The sequence below is a fragment of the Paenibacillus sp. PastF-3 genome (assembly GCF_029893135.1).
In the GTDB taxonomy this organism is placed as follows: Bacteria; Bacillota; Bacilli; order Paenibacillales; family Paenibacillaceae; genus Paenibacillus_AQ; species Paenibacillus_AQ nitricinens.
On sequence record NZ_JARXWM010000008.1, the window covers coordinates 116,337 to 133,945 of the forward strand.

A 17,609-nucleotide genomic window follows, 5' to 3' on the forward strand; every position below is an offset into this window, starting at 1 on the left:
GTTACACCCCCAATTCCACAGCACCGATCACCGGCACCTCTTCTTCGGAAAGAACAATGTTCCCAGCAGCTCCATTGAGTAGCAATCCAACATAATCAATAACCCCGTCGGTACCTAAAAGGATCGATCCAATTACGGCCTGACTTACATAAGTAGATACAAAAGACGCAGACTTACGCCAAGACTCCAATCGCTCCAGAAAAGTATTCTTCACACCCTGTAAGCTGTAACCCGGTGCTAAAGATACTTTGGCTGATATATTGATAGTCTTACCGATTGCTGAAGTAACCGTGACTACTGCCCCAATAGGTGCTTGTCCTTCGCCTTTCCCAGCAGTTGGATCGATATAGTCTTGTACTTGATTCACAAGAACGCTTGAAGCAGGAGCACCTTCTGTATTTACGATGACAACCTTTACGGTTTTCGGACCTGACCATAAAGGAAATACACGAGCACCGCCCACTCCGGAAACTTCAAGAGCCCATTCAATGTAATGATATTTGTTCCCGCTTGTCGCTGGGCGTCTGGCAGAATTAAGGTACCGCTGACGTAATACATCGTCAGTCTCTCTATCAGTCCCGGGAACAAGTAACTCTGTCAATTCAGCTCTTGCTAGATTATTAACAAAATCAATAGGGATTAAGACACCGAAATTCTGATTCCCCGCAATTCCTTCAACCTCTGCCTCAAGGCGATACTCTCCTAATGAGAGCCGAGTAACCACCTTATAATTGATTGAACCTATCGCAAAGCGACTACCAATTGGAATATCCATTAAGGTGTTAGCGGCATTATAAAACAGCCCTCGGAGTTGGGCTTTTGTCGCCTTCTTGCGAGTCACACCAGACCAAGCAATTGACCGGTCCAGATAATCGCCACTAGCGGTATCAGCAAATATTAAATTCGCGTTGATATCCAATTCAACATACATCTGAGCCAGCTCCATTGCTGCCGGAGCCATTGCATCATAAATAATACTGCCTTCTCGCTTATCCAGCCCATCGGGTACTCTATCTAGCATTCGTTCTAAGATGGTTTCAAATGTTTGGTTCTCATACACCACCATTCACCTCCAATCGGTCTGTATAGTTTCCATAGTCGCTCTCAACGTCAAATAAAACGAGCACTGCATCACCTTCATAAGTAAATCTAAAGTTGGTGACGGACAGGATCCGATCATCTTGCAATAACGCCTCCCTAGCCCAGCGTTCCACTTCCGTCTCAAACACCGCTCTGCCCCGCACCCCTCCGACATCTGCCTCACTGCCGTAATTGTCGCTGTAAATCAGATTTTCAAACCGGGTTGTCGAGAGAATTTTAATAACCGCCTGTTTTACGGCATCCAATCCGTCCACCGCCACGGATCCTACACGTCCATTTACAAGGTCTAGTTTATAGGTGAGGCTTGGTTGGGGCGTATCCTCCATATCCTCATTCAGCAGCAGTACATTATCGCTCTGTGGTATCAATTACTCACCACCCTATCCATGATTACGTAACGCTGACCGCCCTGCATACGGATAAGCAGGAGCTTGTCACCAGCTGCCAATGGCTTTCTGATCTCGTATTCATTTGACCCTATAGCTAATTTAAATTCTGCAAGTGTCTCCGGAACAATTAAAAAATCCTCTGAAAGTGAAAGCCGATTATCGACTAGCACTTCAAGAGGATTATCATTTGTTACGACTCCAAGTTGTACCTGAACCGGACCCGCAGCTTCGACCGCTTCCTGAGCAGCCCGCTTTATTGCTTCCAGCATAATTACACCAGCCTTAATTCGAGGTCCATGGTATGTATGCCGCCCTCTTTTGAATGGCTGCACTCATCGACCAAGAAAAATTTATTAATGTTCATCGCCTTAATATATAGATTCACGTAGCAGCCGGCTCTCATCCGATAATCTCCAAGGGCCTCTATGCTAAGCGTTCGCTTCTCTCGATTCTTCATAAACAACTGCTGAGCCAGTTGCTCTGTTATCTGGGCCTGATTCAGCTTCTCGTCCACACTCTGGTAAAGCTGCAGCAATCCCCACTTTGCAATGCTGGCGCTGTCCTTGGTGACGTAAGTTTCCCGCTTCCCTGTCTCTTTATTGTCCCTGTACAAAACAATTTGATTGTATGTCTCATCGTCTATGTTGCGACTGTAAGAGTAATCTGTCATAAGTGAATCATCACCTACCACAAAAGGAAAACGCATATTGGAAACATTACGTATCGTCAAACTCCCGAAATCGTCGAAGAATACGAAGTTGGTCCCGTAATTAACCAACGTCTCATCTAACGCCAAGCAGATCATATCAATAAACGTTTTGTCGTCGCGGATCTGAGAAGGAATAATGTATTTTGTATCTTCCAGCGTTCCGGTCTTGAGCTGCATGTCCTGAGCGATCTTCTGAACTACCTGAGTCGCTGTCTGTTTCGTAAATACATAAGTTCCGCTATTCATGAGGTAACGAACTTGATCATAAGCAAGGATGCTTATCTCCTCTTGCGTGCCTGTGTCAATATTGAAAATATATCCGTAAAAGACCTTATGACCTTCGTCCGTATAGCGGACAACATCACCATTATTCAACTGAAATTTCTTATCCTGCCACGGACCACGGTCTACAAGGGTGAATTCTAGGGACGCTGCCTTGCCTATACGAATCGTCTTCCAAGATATATCAGTAACGATGCTGGATACATCCCAGACAGATCCGTTTTTATTATCAATCAATAGTTCCACTTTATCACCCCGGGAGCTTCAGGACGGAACCGATCTTGAGCGTCTTCAGCTGCGCGTCCGTTAAGCCGTTTAACTTCTGAATCTCTTTCCACCGGCTGCCGTCACCGAGTTCTCTTTTAGCAATCTTCATCAATGTATCCTCGGATTTGACGGTAACTGTTTTCGACTTGGTACGTTCATCTGCGCGTTTCGCTGGCTCTTTCTTTGTTGTAGTGGTTGTACCGGCTGCTGTCTCGGTTGTCTTCAGCTTCACTTTTTTAGCAGCGTAAAAAACATACTCCTTCAAGCTTATGTCATATTCAAAATCACCTGGGGATCCAGCAACCTCTTTATACTTGAATTCCTCAATACTGGCCGCAATGTTGATTTTAAGACCCGTTGAAGTAAAAATAAACCGGATCGGCTTCCGCTTGTTCATCCAGGTTTCAATCAGTTGGATGTAGTCAGCGGGTTGCCCCCAGTTCTTTGATGATACATAGCTTGGTACGGTACCACCTACAGCGATAGCCGGGAAAAAACTGCTGAAGCTGATCTCTTTGAGCTTAGCAGCTTTGATTACGTTGATTTCGCCAAGGTCCGTTATATTGTAGGTCTCCCCATCGCCTTCCCCACCTATCTCTATTTCTTCAGGAAGGACAGGGATCTCAAACCATATAGCACGGTTGTTAAAACTCAGTTCGATGCTGTAGCCATCGGCCACACAACCGCCCCCTTTTAGTTATAGAGACCCTTTGCGGTACTAGCGATCTCTTCATTAAGCTTCTGCGTTATCTTCGACACAATCGAATCAACATTCGCCTGATTGGTTACTGGACCAGTCTTCATTTGAATAGTTGGTGTCAATGTCACAAAGTTTTGAATATTCTTCATCTCGGCGACATCACGCATAACCTTTAGGTCTTCTTTACTTATATCAATGGGCTTCTCTACTTTACCGAGCTTATCAACTTTTTTGAGCTTTTTCTTGTCATCATCAGCGGATGCCATTTCTGCGGTAGTCGCTGCTCCGGGTGGCAATATCGTAAAAGAATCTTTCGCTCCTTTGAGTGCTTCATCAGCCGCTTTATTGTCACCACCAAAAAGATTTGCTCCTTTATCGTAACCAGCTTTATATGAATCCGCATAATTAAAACGCTCAAGACCAATTCCCTTTTCATTTAGGATACTGTCTATATCCAGATCTTTTGCTTGATCCTTATATTTACCATTGCCGTATTCTTTTACGGCTTTTTCTGCCATGCTACCAAGACCAGAACGCCATCCAGCTACCGTATCTGCCATACTACTTCCAAAGATAAAATCCATCGCTTTTGCGATCTTTTCCAATATCCCTAGTACACTATCTGCTAAATCGGCAAATAAATTAATAACAGCCCCAATTGGGTCGTTAAATAAATTCCCAAAGAAATTGGCGAAGCTATTCCAAATGTCAAAGAAAAACTCTACAACACCAAAAACCAATTCTAATAATCCAAAAAACAGATTACCGATAAAGGCCCCTACCGCAGTAAAAGCACCTGCAATAACTCCTGTAGCAGAAATTGATTTCCCTGCAAATTTATTGATTGCAGCTATTACAAGATAGAACAGAGCAATCAAGGCTATGATTGCGAGAATAATCCATGTTATTGGACTCGCAAGCATCGCGGCATTAAGTCCCCACTGAGCTGCTGTTTGAGCAGCTGTAGCCGAAGTAGCTGAAAGTGTAGCACCAGACAATACAGCTTTTATGCAGGCAGACGCAAGTTCAACCGCTGAGGTTATACCGCTCCATACAGAAATTGCAATAAGTGCACCTTTATATAAGCCTAATGCAGTCACAATCCCTAAAACAATAGGTTCGAGTATTGGCCAATAGCTAGACATGAAGTTATAAACATTAATTAATGCAGTCAACAAATTATTTGCCGCGTCTGCTGCGCCAGCAATTCCTGATTTAAAGTCTTCAATGAACGCCGTTCCTCCCGGGCTATTTAACATATCGTTAATGCGCTGGATTAATGGTCCGAATGTTTGAAGAGCAGAATTTTGCAATTCATTCATTACGTCGCCAAATGTACGAGGCATAGAAGCGAATTTCACATTTATATCATCGGCTGCGTTGAACATAGCCGCCTTGATGATATCTGAAGTGATAGTCCCGTCAGCACTCATTTCTTTGAGTTGACCCTTTGTCTTCCCGGTTACATCTGCAATCGCAGCTGCCAACATTGGAGCATTTTCCATTATAGACCTAAATTCATCCCCTTGGAGTTTTCCTGCGGCCATCGCTTGAGATAATTGATACATCCCAGCTTGTTGTTCCATCGTGCTGGATCCACCAATACGGAATGACTTTTGCATTAACTCTGTAAAAGCAACTAATTCGTTATTAGACTTAAATGCTTCGCCTGCCAAAGTACCCATTCTACTTATAACCGCCGCCATATCTGTGTAGCTACCTTTAGCACGATCAGCGGACTCAAAAATTTTATCTTGAAGTTCGGCCGTGGTTTGCATTTTGTCATTAATTAAATCTAGGCGAGCAATTGTGTTAATGTAATCATCACTTATTTTCGTTCCTAATCTAATACCTTGAATACTCAAGTATGCCGCTGCGATATTCTTCATGTTTCCTAGCCATCCGCTACTCGCTTTCCCCGCTTCGCGAAGACCTCCGTTAGCTTGCCTCTGTAAATCAGCAATTTGTTGTTCAAGTCGGGCTATGCGTTGCAAAGCTGAGGATAGCTGTGCGGCTTGATTTGAGTCGGTTCTAGTAGTTGTTCGTAATCTGTCCATAGATTGAACTAGTCGTAACACCATGCGCTGTAAGCTAGTAAACGTAGCACGTAGAGCAGGGGGCATTTCCAAATCGATACTTGCTTGTATGTTTCGCAATCGTGATTCTATCAGCGCTCTCGCAGCATTTACTTGTTGCATTAGTCCTGCTTGGTCAATGGTAATTCTTAATATAGGTTGTCTGAGACGGTCAACTTGTTGAACCGCTTGACTCGCGTCCATCCTTATAGAGATAGGAGATTCTACAACTCGCTTCAACCTCTCCATACGTGCTGTAACTTCTAGTACCTGGTTAGCGACACGTTGCATAGGGCTTGAAAAGCTGTCAAGCATTTTAAGGGTACTGGATACTGTTGTCACTCATTTATCACCTCCTAAAAAAAAATAAAAGCCGCCATATAGGCGACCTCTAAATTATTTATAGTTGAATTGTTTGCTTCGGATTATTTGATATTACAGGTCGTATTTTATCAATGAATTTTGCCGCTTCAAATGATTTTGGATTGTCCCGGAACATTAATACAGCAAGTTCATTTGCAGAATTAATGTAGTTCATAATCAAGTATGGGGTTACCGTTCGCTCCTTTTTGCTAGTTGCTCTTGCACCGACAACTAATCCGATAGGACCGAATAAAAGCCCTCCGGCAATACCCTTCGCTGCGCTGCTATTCACGATATGCGCAATCTCAACATCAGTCTTAAAATCAGCAGCTTGGATCTGAGACAAATTGACAATAAATTCAGATCCACCACCAGTGATTACTAACTTCCCATCGTTTATTCTGAGTTCACAATGAGTATTTTCAGCAATCGGCAATCCCTCTGTATGGAATAGAGAAGCGCCAAAACTACCGTTAATCTCTTTCTTCTTAAAGATACCCATGCACAACCTCCGTTGCTTTTTCCCTATATTCTACCACATAGTGAAAAACGTGAGAGGGTAATAATTCCTATTTCTTTGCTTTTACCTTTGCTGCATCTTTCTTCTCTTTTTCAACACGTTCATTAACTGCAGCCATAACAAAGGCCCTTTCTTGTCGCGAAAGAGCCATATATTCATGAGGCCACTTATGGAACTTATGGAGGGCGTAATATGCATAATTCGCATCAGCATCACCCCCCCGTATTAGTTTTTTGCTTCTTCAACCAAGTCTGACATTTCTGCATCAAAACCACTCAACTCACTGATTTTTTGAGCCAATGTTGCAATCTCCCCAGCTAAAAGCACCTTCTGTACATACTCTTCAGGGGAAGCGCATCCCAATTTTTTAATACTGGTAGCATCTTTAAAGTTGGGTTCTACGCAATTTCGAATGATTGTCTGCAGATTAAATCGACCTGAATCAAATTCAAATTTCCGTCCTTTTTTTGGGATCGTGCAAGACTTGCGAGTTTCGTTGAATTCCTGATCTGTCATTGCCTTAATCTTAAAAGAAAGAACCTTTCCCTCTTTATCCTTAAATCGTGACGATACTACAACTTCATCAGTCAAGCCATCCACAGGATTTTCATTCAAAAATTCTTGTAAACTCATATTAATAATTCCTCCTATTATAATTTCGTTTTAGTTTAATTGTTTGGCGCGGTGAATGATTGACCCATATCAATATCTTCAAATGTAAAATCGATATCTTCTTCCAATGCATCTGATTCAGTATCCAAGGATACCATCACCACACTATCTAAATTTACCCCTAGTAGTGTTACTGTCTGTGCACCAATGGTAGATCCCGGATCTTCGTTTGTAATGGTAATATCAAAGTTGGTATCTCTACCCGTTTTGATATAGTCGATCATCAACTGACGAAACCGACTTGTCACATAATAGATGGTCATGCTTCCGCTGCCCGACCATCCAGTTGTTTTATGCTGAACACCACGGCGGCCTAGGGTCTTCACTTCTGCCTTTGTTTTTTCAACTGAAGCTTCAATAGTCTTAATATAGAACATTTCCTCTACCTGACCGTTGATTGTGGCGAAAGCTCGTCCCTCTTGTCCACTGATTGTGTCCTTTGCCTCTAAAAACGTCATTTATCTCACCTGCACTTTCATATATACTTTTTCGATACTGTCTACTGGCTGGATATTAGCTTCGACATATATAGCATCTGAATCATTGCCAGGAGATACAGTGATATCCGTCTGAGCATCAAAATTTTGAATGGCATCAATCCCCTGCAAGCTATCCAAATAGACAACAGCCTCTTTTCGAAACAGAGCTCGGCCATCAACATTGTTTGATACCTTACCGATGTAAAATGATTCAAAAATACGCTTCAAATCATTCGCAATACCATCCAGCACACGGAGCACACGGTTTTTTTGAAGTTGTTTCCCCTTCTTTGGAGTGTAAGAGAGGAAAGTATTAATATCCTGCTCAACCACGGCTCGATTAACGGACGGTGTAAAGAGAAATTCTCCAGCTTTTAAAGCTGCTTCAATCTGTGTATTGGTGTAGCGTGGCGTCACATCTACAGCATCGTCGTATGCCGAATAAGTAAGAGACTCATTCATCTCAGCTGCCGCTGAAGCACCAGCTACCCAAGCAGTGGCCTGCGCGGCTGTTATTGTTGTCCCATCGGAGAGAACCACACCATTCTTAACGCTGATTACACCTTCGAAATCGGCTACAGGGTAGTTTTCAAGTACAGCCTGTACCTTTTTACCTTCCGACTCTCTTAAACGCCGTACAAAGGCAGCATATACCGCTTTGAGTGCGTTGTCCGTGGATGTGAGTGCAACTGTCTGGAAATCGTACAGCTCCAGTGCAGCTAGAAAAGCAGTATGATCAGCATTAGTCACAGTGCCATTAGCACCGCCCACTAAAGGAGCCCCTGCGCTTGCTGTCAAAGCCCCAGTCCCACCCCAAACAATCCAGTCATTAGCTTTGAGCCCGGCGATGTTAGCGACCACCTGCGTGTCCACTACTGCGTTATCCAGCAAGGTTTTCACATCGAATTTGCTACTGTCGTCAATGTTGGTTTGTACTACAACCTTTAGATCGTTCCCCCGAGTACCGCCGTATTTTGCTGTCGGTATCAAGGCGCCGATTGTAGCAGTTGCTTTAACTCCATCATTAAGCTTGTAGAGCAATACTGTACGCGCCCGCTTTTGCGCCTCACGCACAGGCAACAGTTCTGAAGCCGTAATGTCAAACCCAAGTGTTTTGATTGTATCCTCACCAGCTACAATCGGTGTGATGACCTTAGCCGCTCCCCATGGGAGAGTTAGTGCTAAAGAGGTTATTCCCCTGCTGCCGACTGTACCCAATGCACCGCCATTCGTTTCCACGTTGATATATACACCAGGTCTTACTTTATTTTGCGTGATCCAAGTGCCTCCACTCAAATCAATCAACTCCTTTTCTAATTAGCATATCTCCACTCATATCCATAAGCGCTTTTCCGTTTACCACGACAGCATTCATTTATAATGCTTCCTGTACGCCTGTTAGCTACACTTTCCAGCGCTTCCTGAATACTGTTATACACTCTAATCGTTCGACCATCTTTGATTTGTTTTACTTTGATTTTGTTCGCCTCATTCATCCTTCTCATCCGGACTCTAGAAGCTTCAATGTCTATCAAACCTTCATTAATTGCGTGTGTGGTATTTTCGCTACATGTAACCCACTCCAAGTTATTAACGTTGTTATCTGACTTACATCCATTAATATGATTGACATTATCTTTGTGAAACGGGTTTAATATGAAGGCCTGGGCAACTAATTTATGAATAGTAATTGTCTTCCTGATTCCTTGAGTTCGTTTACTAAGCGTTAAAACTTGATATCCGTACTTATCAACCTTTGGCTTAAGTACTCTACCTCTATAGAGACGGGTCACTCCATTATTTTGGACTATGTTCCGATCTAGAGAGCGTACATTTCCATAATTAGATACTTGATAGAAATTTTCGAATCCTTCTACATCGACCCAGACCTCCATATTCTATTTAACCTCCTTATTCATAAAATCATCGATCACTTGTTGTGCCTCAGAAGCTGTATACAATTCCCCCGGCTCCAGCAGCGCCGATAAGACGTCTTTGTCTTTATATGAATACTTAGCAGAGGCTAAGAACTGCTCTTTGGTAAATGATCCCTCAGTCGGTGTCTCAACTGTCTTAATGCTCTTCTCACTCACTTAATACCGCCTCCTTGCTTCATAGTCTGCATTTTTACATCCGTTGCTTTCGTCCTCACGACATGATAGTTAAATTGGACGAAGAAATGCAGCACACCCTCCACAATTTCATCACGCATGCCGATACCGCGGTATCCTCCCTCAGCGCCGGTCACATACTCTAGTTCTGAGTACAGTCGCTCAGCCATGAGCTCGCATTCTTCCCGGGGTGCCGCGGCATCCTTGTGTGGAAAGTAATGAACATCGAAGGAATTCAAACGCCGATACCGCCGATTAATTTCCCTGTTTTGGCCGCCTTCGATGCGCAACACAAAAAAGCACGGCTGCTTCATGCCCTGCTCTACTGCTTCGTCATAAACTGGATACTCCGGAGTAAATAGCGATAGCCTCTTTATAAGTGCGTCTTTGATATCCTGCATGCTCACCGCCCCATGTACTTCTCCATGTATTTTTTCAGCTTCCGCTCCATGATCCCCGGCAACTCTCTCTCAAGTTCCTGCTCGGATAAGGTCAGCATGAATTTACCGTTAACCCAACCGGTACGCAGTCTGGTAACATGGCCGTACTCAACATAGAGTGCATACTCCACATTGTTGACAATCTCAACGTGTACACCGCCTCCTGGGAGCCGAACCACATCACCAATTTGCCAGCCACGACGCAAGTCACCGGATTTTACCGGAGTCCTAGCTATAGTCTTCGCCAGTAACCGTCCTGCAAGCTCACGAATACACTCCTCCATAAATGCTGGAAATTCATTTTGCATCCGTTGAAGGTTCTTCTGAAGCTTTTTGACATCGGAGAAATCGAATTTACCCATGCTCATGCGTTCAGGACCTCTTTTAGCTTAATCTCCTGATGAGTCGGATATCTAAATGGTTTACCTGCTTGCTCACCTTCAAAAGTCATACCATCCTGCACGATCGTTATTCGACTACCTGGCTTAATAACTACATCAGGAGAGATAAACAATTTGGCATCATAGTTCACCTGATCCGCTGTTACAGTTTGTGTACTAGCAGGCAAGGAAGTTTGAGAGAGTGCACACGGCTCAGCTGCTAGCACCATAACAGGCTGTTGTCGGGTCTTTCTAGTTACAGGGTCTTTAACATCCTGGATCTCGAAGACTGTAGCCAACCCTTCATAGGTACTCTCTATAGCTAAACGTTCATCTATTACATTTCCGAATGGCATATTACCACCTCAGCCTTCTAAAGGCATTTAGCTGTGCTGAATAATTCCTCACAAAAGCTGCCCCAGATCCAACCACAACCGTTGCCTTAGCGGATCCGAACGCTGTTGTAACATCCCCGCGCTTGATACTGGTTACAGCTGGTGTAGTCTGCTCAAACTCTGTCGGGTACTTCGTCCGATAGTAATCCTCAGCTATATGCAGCACTACGTTATCTAAGGCTTCAGGAATAGAAGAAATGTTGCAGTAGGTTTTTATCTCCTGGACGATGGTCTCCAAGACAAACAGTAGCCGGAAATTTTTGCTTAGGTCCTCAATCGGGATCAGTAGCAGTCCCTTCAGCTTGTCCAGATACTTTTCCGTCTCCTCCGGCATCTGCTTCACCTGCTTTCAGAATAACTGCAAGTACTTCCTTTATCTTCGTAGCTTCGCCCAAGTCAATGTCGTGCTCTTTGGCATATTTCTTTAGTGCTGGCAGCTTCATTTCTTCCAGCGGCACATCCTGCTTATCTTCATCATCATCAAATTCAGGAACATCTTCACGGCGGATTACTCCATCCTTAATCAGGGATTCCACTTCACTAGGGAGGATCAAAATCTTATCACTCGCCTTATAGAATTTCCGATTGTATTTCGCTCCAGTTAACAGAGATATCTCGATTCTCTTTTCTTCAGACACTCTCATCATCCTTTCAAAATAAATAGGAGAGGCGTTAGCCCCTCCTTAAACCACTTTCGCAATAAAAATATTGTCGATAGTTTCAAATGATGGCAGTGTGATTGCAGAAACGATAGTTTCCACACTAACTGGGTGTGGCTGCTTAATTGTTGTGATAGCCACACCTGTATTCACGATAGAAACTTCTGCGCTTGTTGCCCCGCTCATAAGATCAGCTTCTTCTGGAGTAGTACCATACCACGTTTTACCCAAAGCACCGTCTGGAATCAGTGTGAAATAATCGTCTGGATAGAATTGGTGTGAGCTGCCATCTTGTAGAGCATATTTCTTGTTGTAAACCGCAACCGTCAATCCCAGTTTGGACTCCAGGTATTGACGCATCAGCGCATCAGTCATGATGATGTTTAGCCCGCCAAGAGGATTCATGTCCAAACGCACCTTTTCGTTAGCTAGAATGTTATTCCACGTTTTACGAGTAACGATCGCCTTAGTTGGACGTACGCCTTGCTCGTCTTCAATCGTATCCTGCCATTCTTTGATGTCACCCACGATATTAGCTGTTGGATCGTCCCATTTGTCTGATCCTGTAAGAGTAGTCTTATGTCCAGACTTCATTTTGTAGTCATAATCATAGTCGATTCGGTTGGCAGTGATTCGGATTTTACCCGATGATAGTAATTGCATACGCATACGCTCGGCGTTAACCTCAGCGCCGTTAACCAAATTGGCTCTATCATCATAGATTTGAGTAATCAAAGACTTTACATATTCACCATTGTTCGATTCCAGGAGTCTCAGCAATTCTTGACGATCCTTTTCTTTCAACAGCATAGCCTCGCGGAAAAATGGCATCTCTGTTTCTACCTTGCCGAAACCAATACGGTCTCTCAGGGTTGCTTTAGCATCGAATTCTGATGGCATCAAGGCTACAGGCAGTCCTCCTGCTCCTTTAATCCAACCAATATCTAAACCAAGCTTTTTTGCTGATGGAAACAGCGTTGCTCCCAGATATGGAATAGCGTTTGATGGGTTAGCCGCAATATAAGCCGCGATCTCTGGAGCTCTTACTAAATCTTGAATGTTAGGCATAATAAATTTTCACCTTTCCTTTCTTAGTCGATAAATGTGATCTGCTTCAATGCTGTCAGTTCTTCAGCAGTAGGAGCAGTCAGGATTTTATTTTTATTAATGAACGCATGAATGAGCATCGCCCCTGGTGCTGGACCACTTGTTACATCTGTATCATTCAACAGAACACCTTCAGCATTGGATACTCCAGTAGTGGTTGTAGCCTTGACCGCCAGTTTAGTATCGTCAGCAATCACACCGCCACCTAGAATAGTTCCAGCTGGCACAATCTTTTTACCATCAGCGTTAGCTGTAACACCTGCATCGCTCACCGTGACGGCAATTGCTACATAGTGATCTGGGAATTTAAGAATTTCTTTCTTATTCCCATAGGTAGTTTCTTTAAATTTACTCATTTTGTTTATCCTCCGTTCTTATTTAAAGTAGCTTTCTCGGGCTGTATCCAACCCTTCATTGCCTTTAGTAGATTCAGCCAATTGCTTGCCGAAGCTACCAACCTTGTCATCGCCTTGTTCGCCCTTAGATTGATCCTTGCCGTCCAATAGAGAGGTTCCTTTAAACTTGAACCCTCCACCACCACCTTTATCCTCGGTTTTAAACAAGTAGGCATCCGATGTTTGTAAAGCCTTAAGCTGCTCGTCTAAGCCGACCAATTTACCGTCATCACCGATGACCAGCCTTTCCTTGTCTATTAGTCCAGTAACATGCTTCTCGTTATGCACCTTACCAGTGAGTGCAGCAGAAATAGCATTGTCCAACTTAATCTGTTGCAGGTCGGCGTCATATTTTTCCTTTGCTGTCTTGTTATCAGTTTTGAGCTGTTCAATCTGCTTCTTTAGGTCATCTGACAGTCCGGCAGCTTTACTCAGATCCTCGATTTGCTTGTCCCGATCAGCGACATCCTTCTCTGCCTGCTGCTTAGCCGCAGAAACTTCGTTATACTGACTTTTCGGAACAAAGTGCTTCGGAATCTCTTTACCAGCATCTGCAATAGCCCCGTCAATCTTTGAATCTTCAACGCCCAACTTCTTCAACAACTCTTTCAGCCAATCCATATATAATCTACCTCCATAGATTTGTATAGCTGCTCTCCAGCTTAGGGAGTGAACCGATATGCTCCGGTTCATGAGCAAATAGGCCGCGGTAGTCTCAACCACGGCCTAACTTTTCTTATCGCGTTTCCAAATGTCCGAAAATCTCATGTAGCATCCTAAAGGCGTCTTCATGATTCCGACTTTATTAAACCAATGATATAGCCCTACTCGCTGGGAACGAAAGAATACGTAAATCAGCTTGAAGGGATAAGCCCACCATCTACATAAGCGTATAGTCTGTGTCCAGTGGTCAATTTCCCAGACAATCCAACCGACAGCCGGTAGTTTCCTTCTGTAATCACTGAAACTGACCTTCATGGCCCCCTCCTATTCAGCAATATAAAAAGCACCCTCGCATATTGGAGAGTGCTTCATATACCATATTTCTGTTTGATTAGTACCCATTTCATAGCTTCTTCACGATTTAACCGTCGTTCTTCTGCTGCGTTAGCATCCATGATTCCTATCGGCTGTTTTGGCAACTTATCACGCTTCTGAAGGTATTCATACCTAACGGCGCTGATCTCGTCCACTAAAGCATCGAATCGTTCACCCAGCTTATCACGCTGCGGGGCAAACTGTTCAGCAATAGCCGCTCTATTCTCTTCTTTAGTTCGCAAGATCATCACTCCTTTGTATATTGTAGCGATTCAAGAAGCATTACTAGCTGTTCCATAGTTAGATGCTTTTCATCATAACCTGTGAGTGCCTGCTCAATAGTAAGCAATGCAAGATATGAATCTTCTGCTTTATCGAGTAAACGGTTAATCTCATCTGTACTCAGGTTTATTGGGGCTGACTTCTTCAGGATGTATGTGCTACTAGAATCAACAGCTCGTAATTCCTTGATTCCATTCTTTATGAATGCTAGGACATCGTCACGGCTAAACGAACCGCCTGGTTCCCCATCCACTGTAGGGTGATTATGGGTGACGATACTCTTTTTAAGTACATCAGGTGGTTTGATCTTGGTAATATCGACAGATGCCTTATCACCCTTAACATGGATAACCTCACCTTCTTTAGTGAGAGCTATTGCATGTTCTTCCGGTGCATTCCTGATGGCTTGCTCCGCATCCTTTACATAGTTGCGGACGATATCAGGTTTAGACAAATCGATATTACCTAGTTTACGCGGAATGTCCGGCTGCAGCTTCGGTAGATCCATCTTACTGAGATTAATCAGCGGTGGTGCAGTCTTTCCGGTTTCATCATACCATTTCTCAGGTTCCAGGGTATAGATGCTTTTCTCAGGAATTGGAATATCCTTTCTAGGCCCGCCCGGAATCTCAATAGTAGGTAAGAGAGTCTCTGGTGCTTGCTTACTCGGAGTTTCAACAGAAACAGTCTCTGTAGCTTCAGGAGCGTATTTCTCCGCCCATTCCTTGTAGTTGATATCCTCTGGTATGGTCTCAGTCTTACCGTCCTCGTCACGCGCTACCCGAGCTTTAATGTTATCGTCATAGTGCGGGATAGTGGTAGAACGACAATGAGCATGTAGAGGTGGGTAGTTAACATTAACCACTGCATCGGAAATAGCAAATACCTTTCCATCCATGTCCTGGCACTTAGCAGATGTCCTATTATCCAACGTAGCTGTAAAGCGGTATTCTTCAACACCTAATTCTTTATAACCAGCTAGTCGAGATTGTCCAGCAAAGTAAGCTGATTCTGTAAGGATTAGTCGTGTAGCTGCTTTTTCTGATACACCCATACGATCCTGAAGCTGTTGAATCATCTGTTTTGATGTATCCCCGCGTATAAGTCCTTGAGTAAAGATATTCCGCAGTTCACCATTCAACCTTACTCGATCAGTCCATATACGAGATGAGAAGTTGCTACCATCTGGTGCCCATGGAGCCGAAAGGATAGCTTCAAGCTGCCGCTTATCTAACTTGGAGAATGATGCTCCTATACCGATACCCTTTTCCAGTTCAAAAATACTTCGGTAGTAACCATCCTTGTAGACGTTGCCTAGTAGCTCCGTTGTGCCCGTCAGACGCTTAGCGGATAATTCCTCGACATGTTGCTTCATCTGCAATTGAATGGATTCTAAGCGGGTAACACGTACTCTTATGCTGGCATTCTCTAGTTCCTCCATCCACCGCTGATCTATGGCGTTTTCTTTACCACGAGCAATGTAATCTTCAACGGTCCATTTGAATTCTTTGAGCTCTCCAGCTTTCAGAACTTGCTTGGCAGCGGATAAGCTAACGATCCCGTTATTATCTGCAAACCGCTGATAGAAATTGTTAACGTCCGTCTGGACAGATATCTGAGCCTTACGGTATTCCTTATTCATTGCCTTTGTGAAAGGTACACCCTTATTTAGTAGTGACTCATTCAGTTGTTCCATGCGCTTTGACCAGTAGGCCTCAGACTTCATTTCTCATCAACTCCAGCCTCTACAGGGGGCTTATCATCGGTCAAACCTCCATATTCCTGTGCGCGATCCAGAGAAGTCTTTTCTTCGGCTTCCTTGCGCTTCATTTCCTCCTTGGTATCTGTCACCCATGGATGGTTAGCGAGTATGGTTTCATCAGAGACGATCCCTACGCTGTTCTTGGCATCAGTGATAACTTGGGTCTCATTAATGACAATATCCCGGTTAAATAGGAAATTGACTGTCTCATCTGAGAAGTCATTCCCCGTGGTATTAAAGATATGTTTATCAACGAACCACAAAAGTTGCTCAAGTGCTGCTTGGAACTCGTTTTCGATATCGTTAGCATCCATATCCAAATCAGCATATAAGAATTTCAAAGCTTCCCCGCTCGGTGCTGTTGCAAATGAATCCGCTTGAGTATCTACCCCGCGACCGAATTCATATATATCAGACCGGGTCATCTCCGTATGGAGCTTGTAAGCCTCAGTGTTGATATTGACATCCATAGTTTCGACATCAGCGCCATCTTCTGCAGTTACCTTAACAGATCTATAAATCATCAAGTTTCTCCGGAACTCACCAAGATCAGTTCCATCATATCCCTTAAGTTTAAATATGCTGTTGGGAATGTCTTCTAAGTTATTGCTGTTATCAGACTTGCTTCTATCATAGTCATCTATCAGCGATTTAAGTAAGCTGATCAGCGGTAACTCGTCCTCATTGTATTTAAAGCAAATGAAAGGGATGCGCTCCCAGTTTAAGGCATGTTCAGCTTTTTCAATCCCGTCTATAGCAGCAAAATGACTGCTGAATTCACCCAATTCCACATCCGGTATCAGTCCGCTTGTTGTCGGTACCGCTAAACTACCCGTACCGATCACATAGCGGTTAACGCCTTTAGAGTGCCAGAATTCAACCTTTTGGATAGTTGTTTTCTTTTTCCCCTCATATTCGTCAACCTCATATACGCGGATAATTGCATCTAGTTCGGTATGAGCGGCGTCTTTCCATAGTGGTATGATTTCTTCAGATGGCAGCTTCTTAAACCGGAAACGGCCTTCTTCGTCGTAATAAACATGCAACCAGGCGCGACCCTTCTTGCTACTTTCCTTCAACAGGCTTTTTAAGAGTCGCTTAAACCCTTTATCAAATATTCCTGTCAAAAGTTCATCATAAACTTTGTTCTTGGTCTGTATGCTCATTTCCTTACTCAACAGATAGCCAGCTTTCTGGTCAATAAGCTTCCGCAAGAATCCATGGACGATCTTGTTATTAGCTAGGTTTTTAGCTTCTATTAGCGCCCCGCCTTCTCCAATGGTCATTCGCTTACGTTCTAAAATATCTGCCTTATTCTGATAGTAGCGTTCACCAGCAAGCATATCCCTACGTTCCTGAGAAGGTAACCAGTCATCGATTCCCTGCTTAATAATTTCTTCGTCTGTCATAGCCGACTTTGCACCTTTTTCAATGATCTGGATAACCTCTTCTGTTGTACTCAAATAGGTTTCCTCCTCTCCTA

Annotated in this window: 24 protein-coding genes; all 24 read right to left on the bottom strand. The window is 43.7% G+C overall.

Translation table 11 applies throughout. The features are described from left to right. Position 1 precedes the first annotated feature (1 nt). Entirely contained in the window at positions 2-1,066 is a 1,065-nt protein-coding gene (locus M2444_RS17465; protein WP_348536924.1) for a baseplate J/gp47 family protein, read from the bottom strand. Further along, positions 1,053-1,469, bottom strand: coding sequence for a DUF2634 domain-containing protein (locus tag M2444_RS17470; RefSeq protein WP_280787598.1), 417 nt, complete (start codon positions 1,467-1,469; stop codon positions 1,053-1,055). The genes M2444_RS17465 and M2444_RS17470 overlap by 14 nt, the downstream gene beginning before the upstream one ends. Then, positions 1,466-1,759 carry a DUF2577 domain-containing protein gene (locus tag M2444_RS17475; protein ID WP_149647236.1) on the bottom strand — a complete coding sequence of 98 codons (294 nt, stop codon included), beginning with the start codon at positions 1,757-1,759 and terminating at the stop codon, positions 1,466-1,468. Before M2444_RS17475 ends, M2444_RS17470 begins: the two co-directional genes overlap by 4 nt. 2 nt (positions 1,760-1,761) lie before the next feature. Continuing rightward, positions 1,762-2,727 (bottom strand): XkdQ/YqbQ family protein, encoded by a 966-nt coding sequence (locus M2444_RS17480; RefSeq protein ID WP_280787599.1) that lies wholly within the window; start codon positions 2,725-2,727, stop codon positions 1,762-1,764. A gap of 4 nt (positions 2,728-2,731) precedes the next feature. After that, a complete protein-coding gene (locus M2444_RS17485) occupies positions 2,732-3,427 on the bottom strand; it encodes a LysM peptidoglycan-binding domain-containing protein (protein WP_280787600.1) in 696 nt (231 codons plus the stop codon). 14 nt (positions 3,428-3,441) lie between these two features. Next, on the bottom strand, positions 3,442-5,865 hold the full coding sequence (locus tag M2444_RS17490) for a tape measure protein (RefSeq protein WP_280787601.1): 2,424 nt from the start codon (positions 5,863-5,865) through the stop codon (positions 3,442-3,444). 58 nt (positions 5,866-5,923) lie between these two features. Next, positions 5,924-6,388, bottom strand: a complete 465-nt coding sequence (locus tag M2444_RS17495) for a hypothetical protein (protein ID WP_280787602.1) — start codon at positions 6,386-6,388, stop codon at positions 5,924-5,926. A 243-nt stretch (positions 6,389-6,631) separates the two neighbouring features. Further along, complete coding sequence (locus M2444_RS17500; RefSeq protein WP_149647231.1) at positions 6,632-7,039, bottom strand: phage tail assembly chaperone; 408 nt, start codon at positions 7,037-7,039, stop codon at positions 6,632-6,634. Between the two features lie 35 nt (positions 7,040-7,074). Then, the gene (locus M2444_RS17505) at positions 7,075-7,536 is read right to left on the bottom strand and encodes a phage tail tube protein (RefSeq protein WP_280787603.1); all 462 of its coding nucleotides are present in this window, start codon (positions 7,534-7,536) and stop codon (positions 7,075-7,077) included. Further along, positions 7,537-8,853 carry a phage tail sheath family protein gene (locus M2444_RS17510; protein ID WP_280787604.1) on the bottom strand — a complete coding sequence of 439 codons (1,317 nt, stop codon included), beginning with the start codon at positions 8,851-8,853 and terminating at the stop codon, positions 7,537-7,539. Positions 8,854-8,870: 17 nt separating this feature from the next. Then, on the bottom strand, positions 8,871-9,452 hold the full coding sequence (locus tag M2444_RS17515; protein ID WP_280787605.1) for an NUMOD4 domain-containing protein: 582 nt from the start codon (positions 9,450-9,452) through the stop codon (positions 8,871-8,873). Between the two features lie 3 nt (positions 9,453-9,455). After that, a complete protein-coding gene (locus M2444_RS17520) occupies positions 9,456-9,650 on the bottom strand; it encodes a hypothetical protein (protein ID WP_280787606.1) in 195 nt (64 codons plus the stop codon). Continuing rightward, complete coding sequence (locus M2444_RS17525) at positions 9,647-10,069, bottom strand: phage tail terminator family protein (RefSeq protein WP_280787607.1); 423 nt, start codon at positions 10,067-10,069, stop codon at positions 9,647-9,649. The genes M2444_RS17520 and M2444_RS17525 overlap by 4 nt, the downstream gene beginning before the upstream one ends. A gap of 2 nt (positions 10,070-10,071) precedes the next feature. Next, the gene (locus M2444_RS17530) at positions 10,072-10,476 is read right to left on the bottom strand and encodes an HK97 gp10 family phage protein (RefSeq protein WP_280787608.1); all 405 of its coding nucleotides are present in this window, start codon (positions 10,474-10,476) and stop codon (positions 10,072-10,074) included. Next, a complete protein-coding gene (locus M2444_RS17535; RefSeq protein ID WP_280787609.1) occupies positions 10,473-10,844 on the bottom strand; it encodes an ABC transporter ATP-binding protein in 372 nt (123 codons plus the stop codon). The genes M2444_RS17530 and M2444_RS17535 overlap by 4 nt, the downstream gene beginning before the upstream one ends. A gap of 1 nt (position 10,845) precedes the next feature. Next, the gene (locus tag M2444_RS17540; RefSeq protein ID WP_280787610.1) at positions 10,846-11,217 is read right to left on the bottom strand and encodes a head-tail connector protein; all 372 of its coding nucleotides are present in this window, start codon (positions 11,215-11,217) and stop codon (positions 10,846-10,848) included. Continuing rightward, a complete protein-coding gene (locus M2444_RS17545; RefSeq protein ID WP_280787611.1) occupies positions 11,156-11,521 on the bottom strand; it encodes a hypothetical protein in 366 nt (121 codons plus the stop codon). Before M2444_RS17545 ends, M2444_RS17540 begins: the two co-directional genes overlap by 62 nt. A 45-nt stretch (positions 11,522-11,566) precedes the next feature. Beyond that, positions 11,567-12,610 carry a major capsid protein gene (locus tag M2444_RS17550; RefSeq protein WP_149647223.1) on the bottom strand — a complete coding sequence of 348 codons (1,044 nt, stop codon included), beginning with the start codon at positions 12,608-12,610 and terminating at the stop codon, positions 11,567-11,569. Positions 12,611-12,633: 23 nt separating this feature from the next. Beyond that, complete coding sequence (locus M2444_RS17555) at positions 12,634-13,005, bottom strand: hypothetical protein (RefSeq protein WP_149647222.1); 372 nt, start codon at positions 13,003-13,005, stop codon at positions 12,634-12,636. A gap of 18 nt (positions 13,006-13,023) precedes the next feature. Beyond that, positions 13,024-13,665 (bottom strand): phage scaffolding protein, encoded by a 642-nt coding sequence (locus M2444_RS17560; RefSeq protein ID WP_280787612.1) that lies wholly within the window; start codon positions 13,663-13,665, stop codon positions 13,024-13,026. Between the two features lie 105 nt (positions 13,666-13,770). After that, a complete protein-coding gene (locus tag M2444_RS17565; protein WP_280787613.1) occupies positions 13,771-14,022 on the bottom strand; it encodes a hypothetical protein in 252 nt (83 codons plus the stop codon). Positions 14,023-14,075: 53 nt separating this feature from the next. After that, entirely contained in the window at positions 14,076-14,324 is a 249-nt protein-coding gene (locus M2444_RS17570; RefSeq protein ID WP_280787614.1) for a hypothetical protein, read from the bottom strand. Between the two features lie 5 nt (positions 14,325-14,329). Next, positions 14,330-16,090: a minor capsid protein gene (locus M2444_RS17575; protein WP_280787615.1), complete on the bottom strand. Its 1,761-nt coding sequence runs from the start codon at positions 16,088-16,090 to the stop codon at positions 14,330-14,332. Beyond that, a complete protein-coding gene (locus tag M2444_RS17580; protein ID WP_280787616.1) occupies positions 16,087-17,589 on the bottom strand; it encodes a phage portal protein in 1,503 nt (500 codons plus the stop codon). Before M2444_RS17580 ends, M2444_RS17575 begins: the two co-directional genes overlap by 4 nt. Between the last annotated feature and the right edge of the window lie 20 nt (positions 17,590-17,609).

Excerpts from the sequence above, each read along its gene's own strand:
- M2444_RS17465 (WP_348536924.1), bottom strand. The coding sequence starts at position 1,066 with ATGGTGGTGTATGAGAACCAAACATTTGAAACCATCTTAGAACGAATG.
- M2444_RS17475 (WP_149647236.1), bottom strand. The coding sequence starts at position 1,759 with ATGCTGGAAGCAATAAAGCGGGCTGCTCAGGAAGCGGTCGAAGCTGCG.
- M2444_RS17495 (WP_280787602.1), bottom strand. The coding sequence starts at position 6,388 with ATGGGTATCTTTAAGAAGAAAGAGATTAACGGTAGTTTTGGCGCTTCT.
- M2444_RS17500 (WP_149647231.1), bottom strand. The coding sequence starts at position 7,039 with ATGAGTTTACAAGAATTTTTGAATGAAAATCCTGTGGATGGCTTGACT.
- M2444_RS17505 (WP_280787603.1), bottom strand. The coding sequence starts at position 7,536 with ATGACGTTTTTAGAGGCAAAGGACACAATCAGTGGACAAGAGGGACGA.
- M2444_RS17515 (WP_280787605.1), bottom strand. The coding sequence starts at position 9,452 with ATGGAGGTCTGGGTCGATGTAGAAGGATTCGAAAATTTCTATCAAGTA.
- M2444_RS17525 (WP_280787607.1), bottom strand. The coding sequence starts at position 10,069 with ATGCAGGATATCAAAGACGCACTTATAAAGAGGCTATCGCTATTTACT.
- M2444_RS17530 (WP_280787608.1), bottom strand. The coding sequence starts at position 10,476 with ATGAGCATGGGTAAATTCGATTTCTCCGATGTCAAAAAGCTTCAGAAG.
- M2444_RS17535 (WP_280787609.1), bottom strand. The coding sequence starts at position 10,844 with ATGCCATTCGGAAATGTAATAGATGAACGTTTAGCTATAGAGAGTACC.
- M2444_RS17540 (WP_280787610.1), bottom strand. The coding sequence starts at position 11,217 with ATGCCGGAGGAGACGGAAAAGTATCTGGACAAGCTGAAGGGACTGCTA.
- M2444_RS17550 (WP_149647223.1), bottom strand. The coding sequence starts at position 12,610 with ATGCCTAACATTCAAGATTTAGTAAGAGCTCCAGAGATCGCGGCTTAT.
- M2444_RS17555 (WP_149647222.1), bottom strand. The coding sequence starts at position 13,005 with ATGAGTAAATTTAAAGAAACTACCTATGGGAATAAGAAAGAAATTCTT.
- M2444_RS17560 (WP_280787612.1), bottom strand. The coding sequence starts at position 13,665 with ATGGATTGGCTGAAAGAGTTGTTGAAGAAGTTGGGCGTTGAAGATTCA.
- M2444_RS17565 (WP_280787613.1), bottom strand. The coding sequence starts at position 14,022 with ATGAAGGTCAGTTTCAGTGATTACAGAAGGAAACTACCGGCTGTCGGT.
- M2444_RS17575 (WP_280787615.1), bottom strand. The coding sequence starts at position 16,090 with ATGAAGTCTGAGGCCTACTGGTCAAAGCGCATGGAACAACTGAATGAG.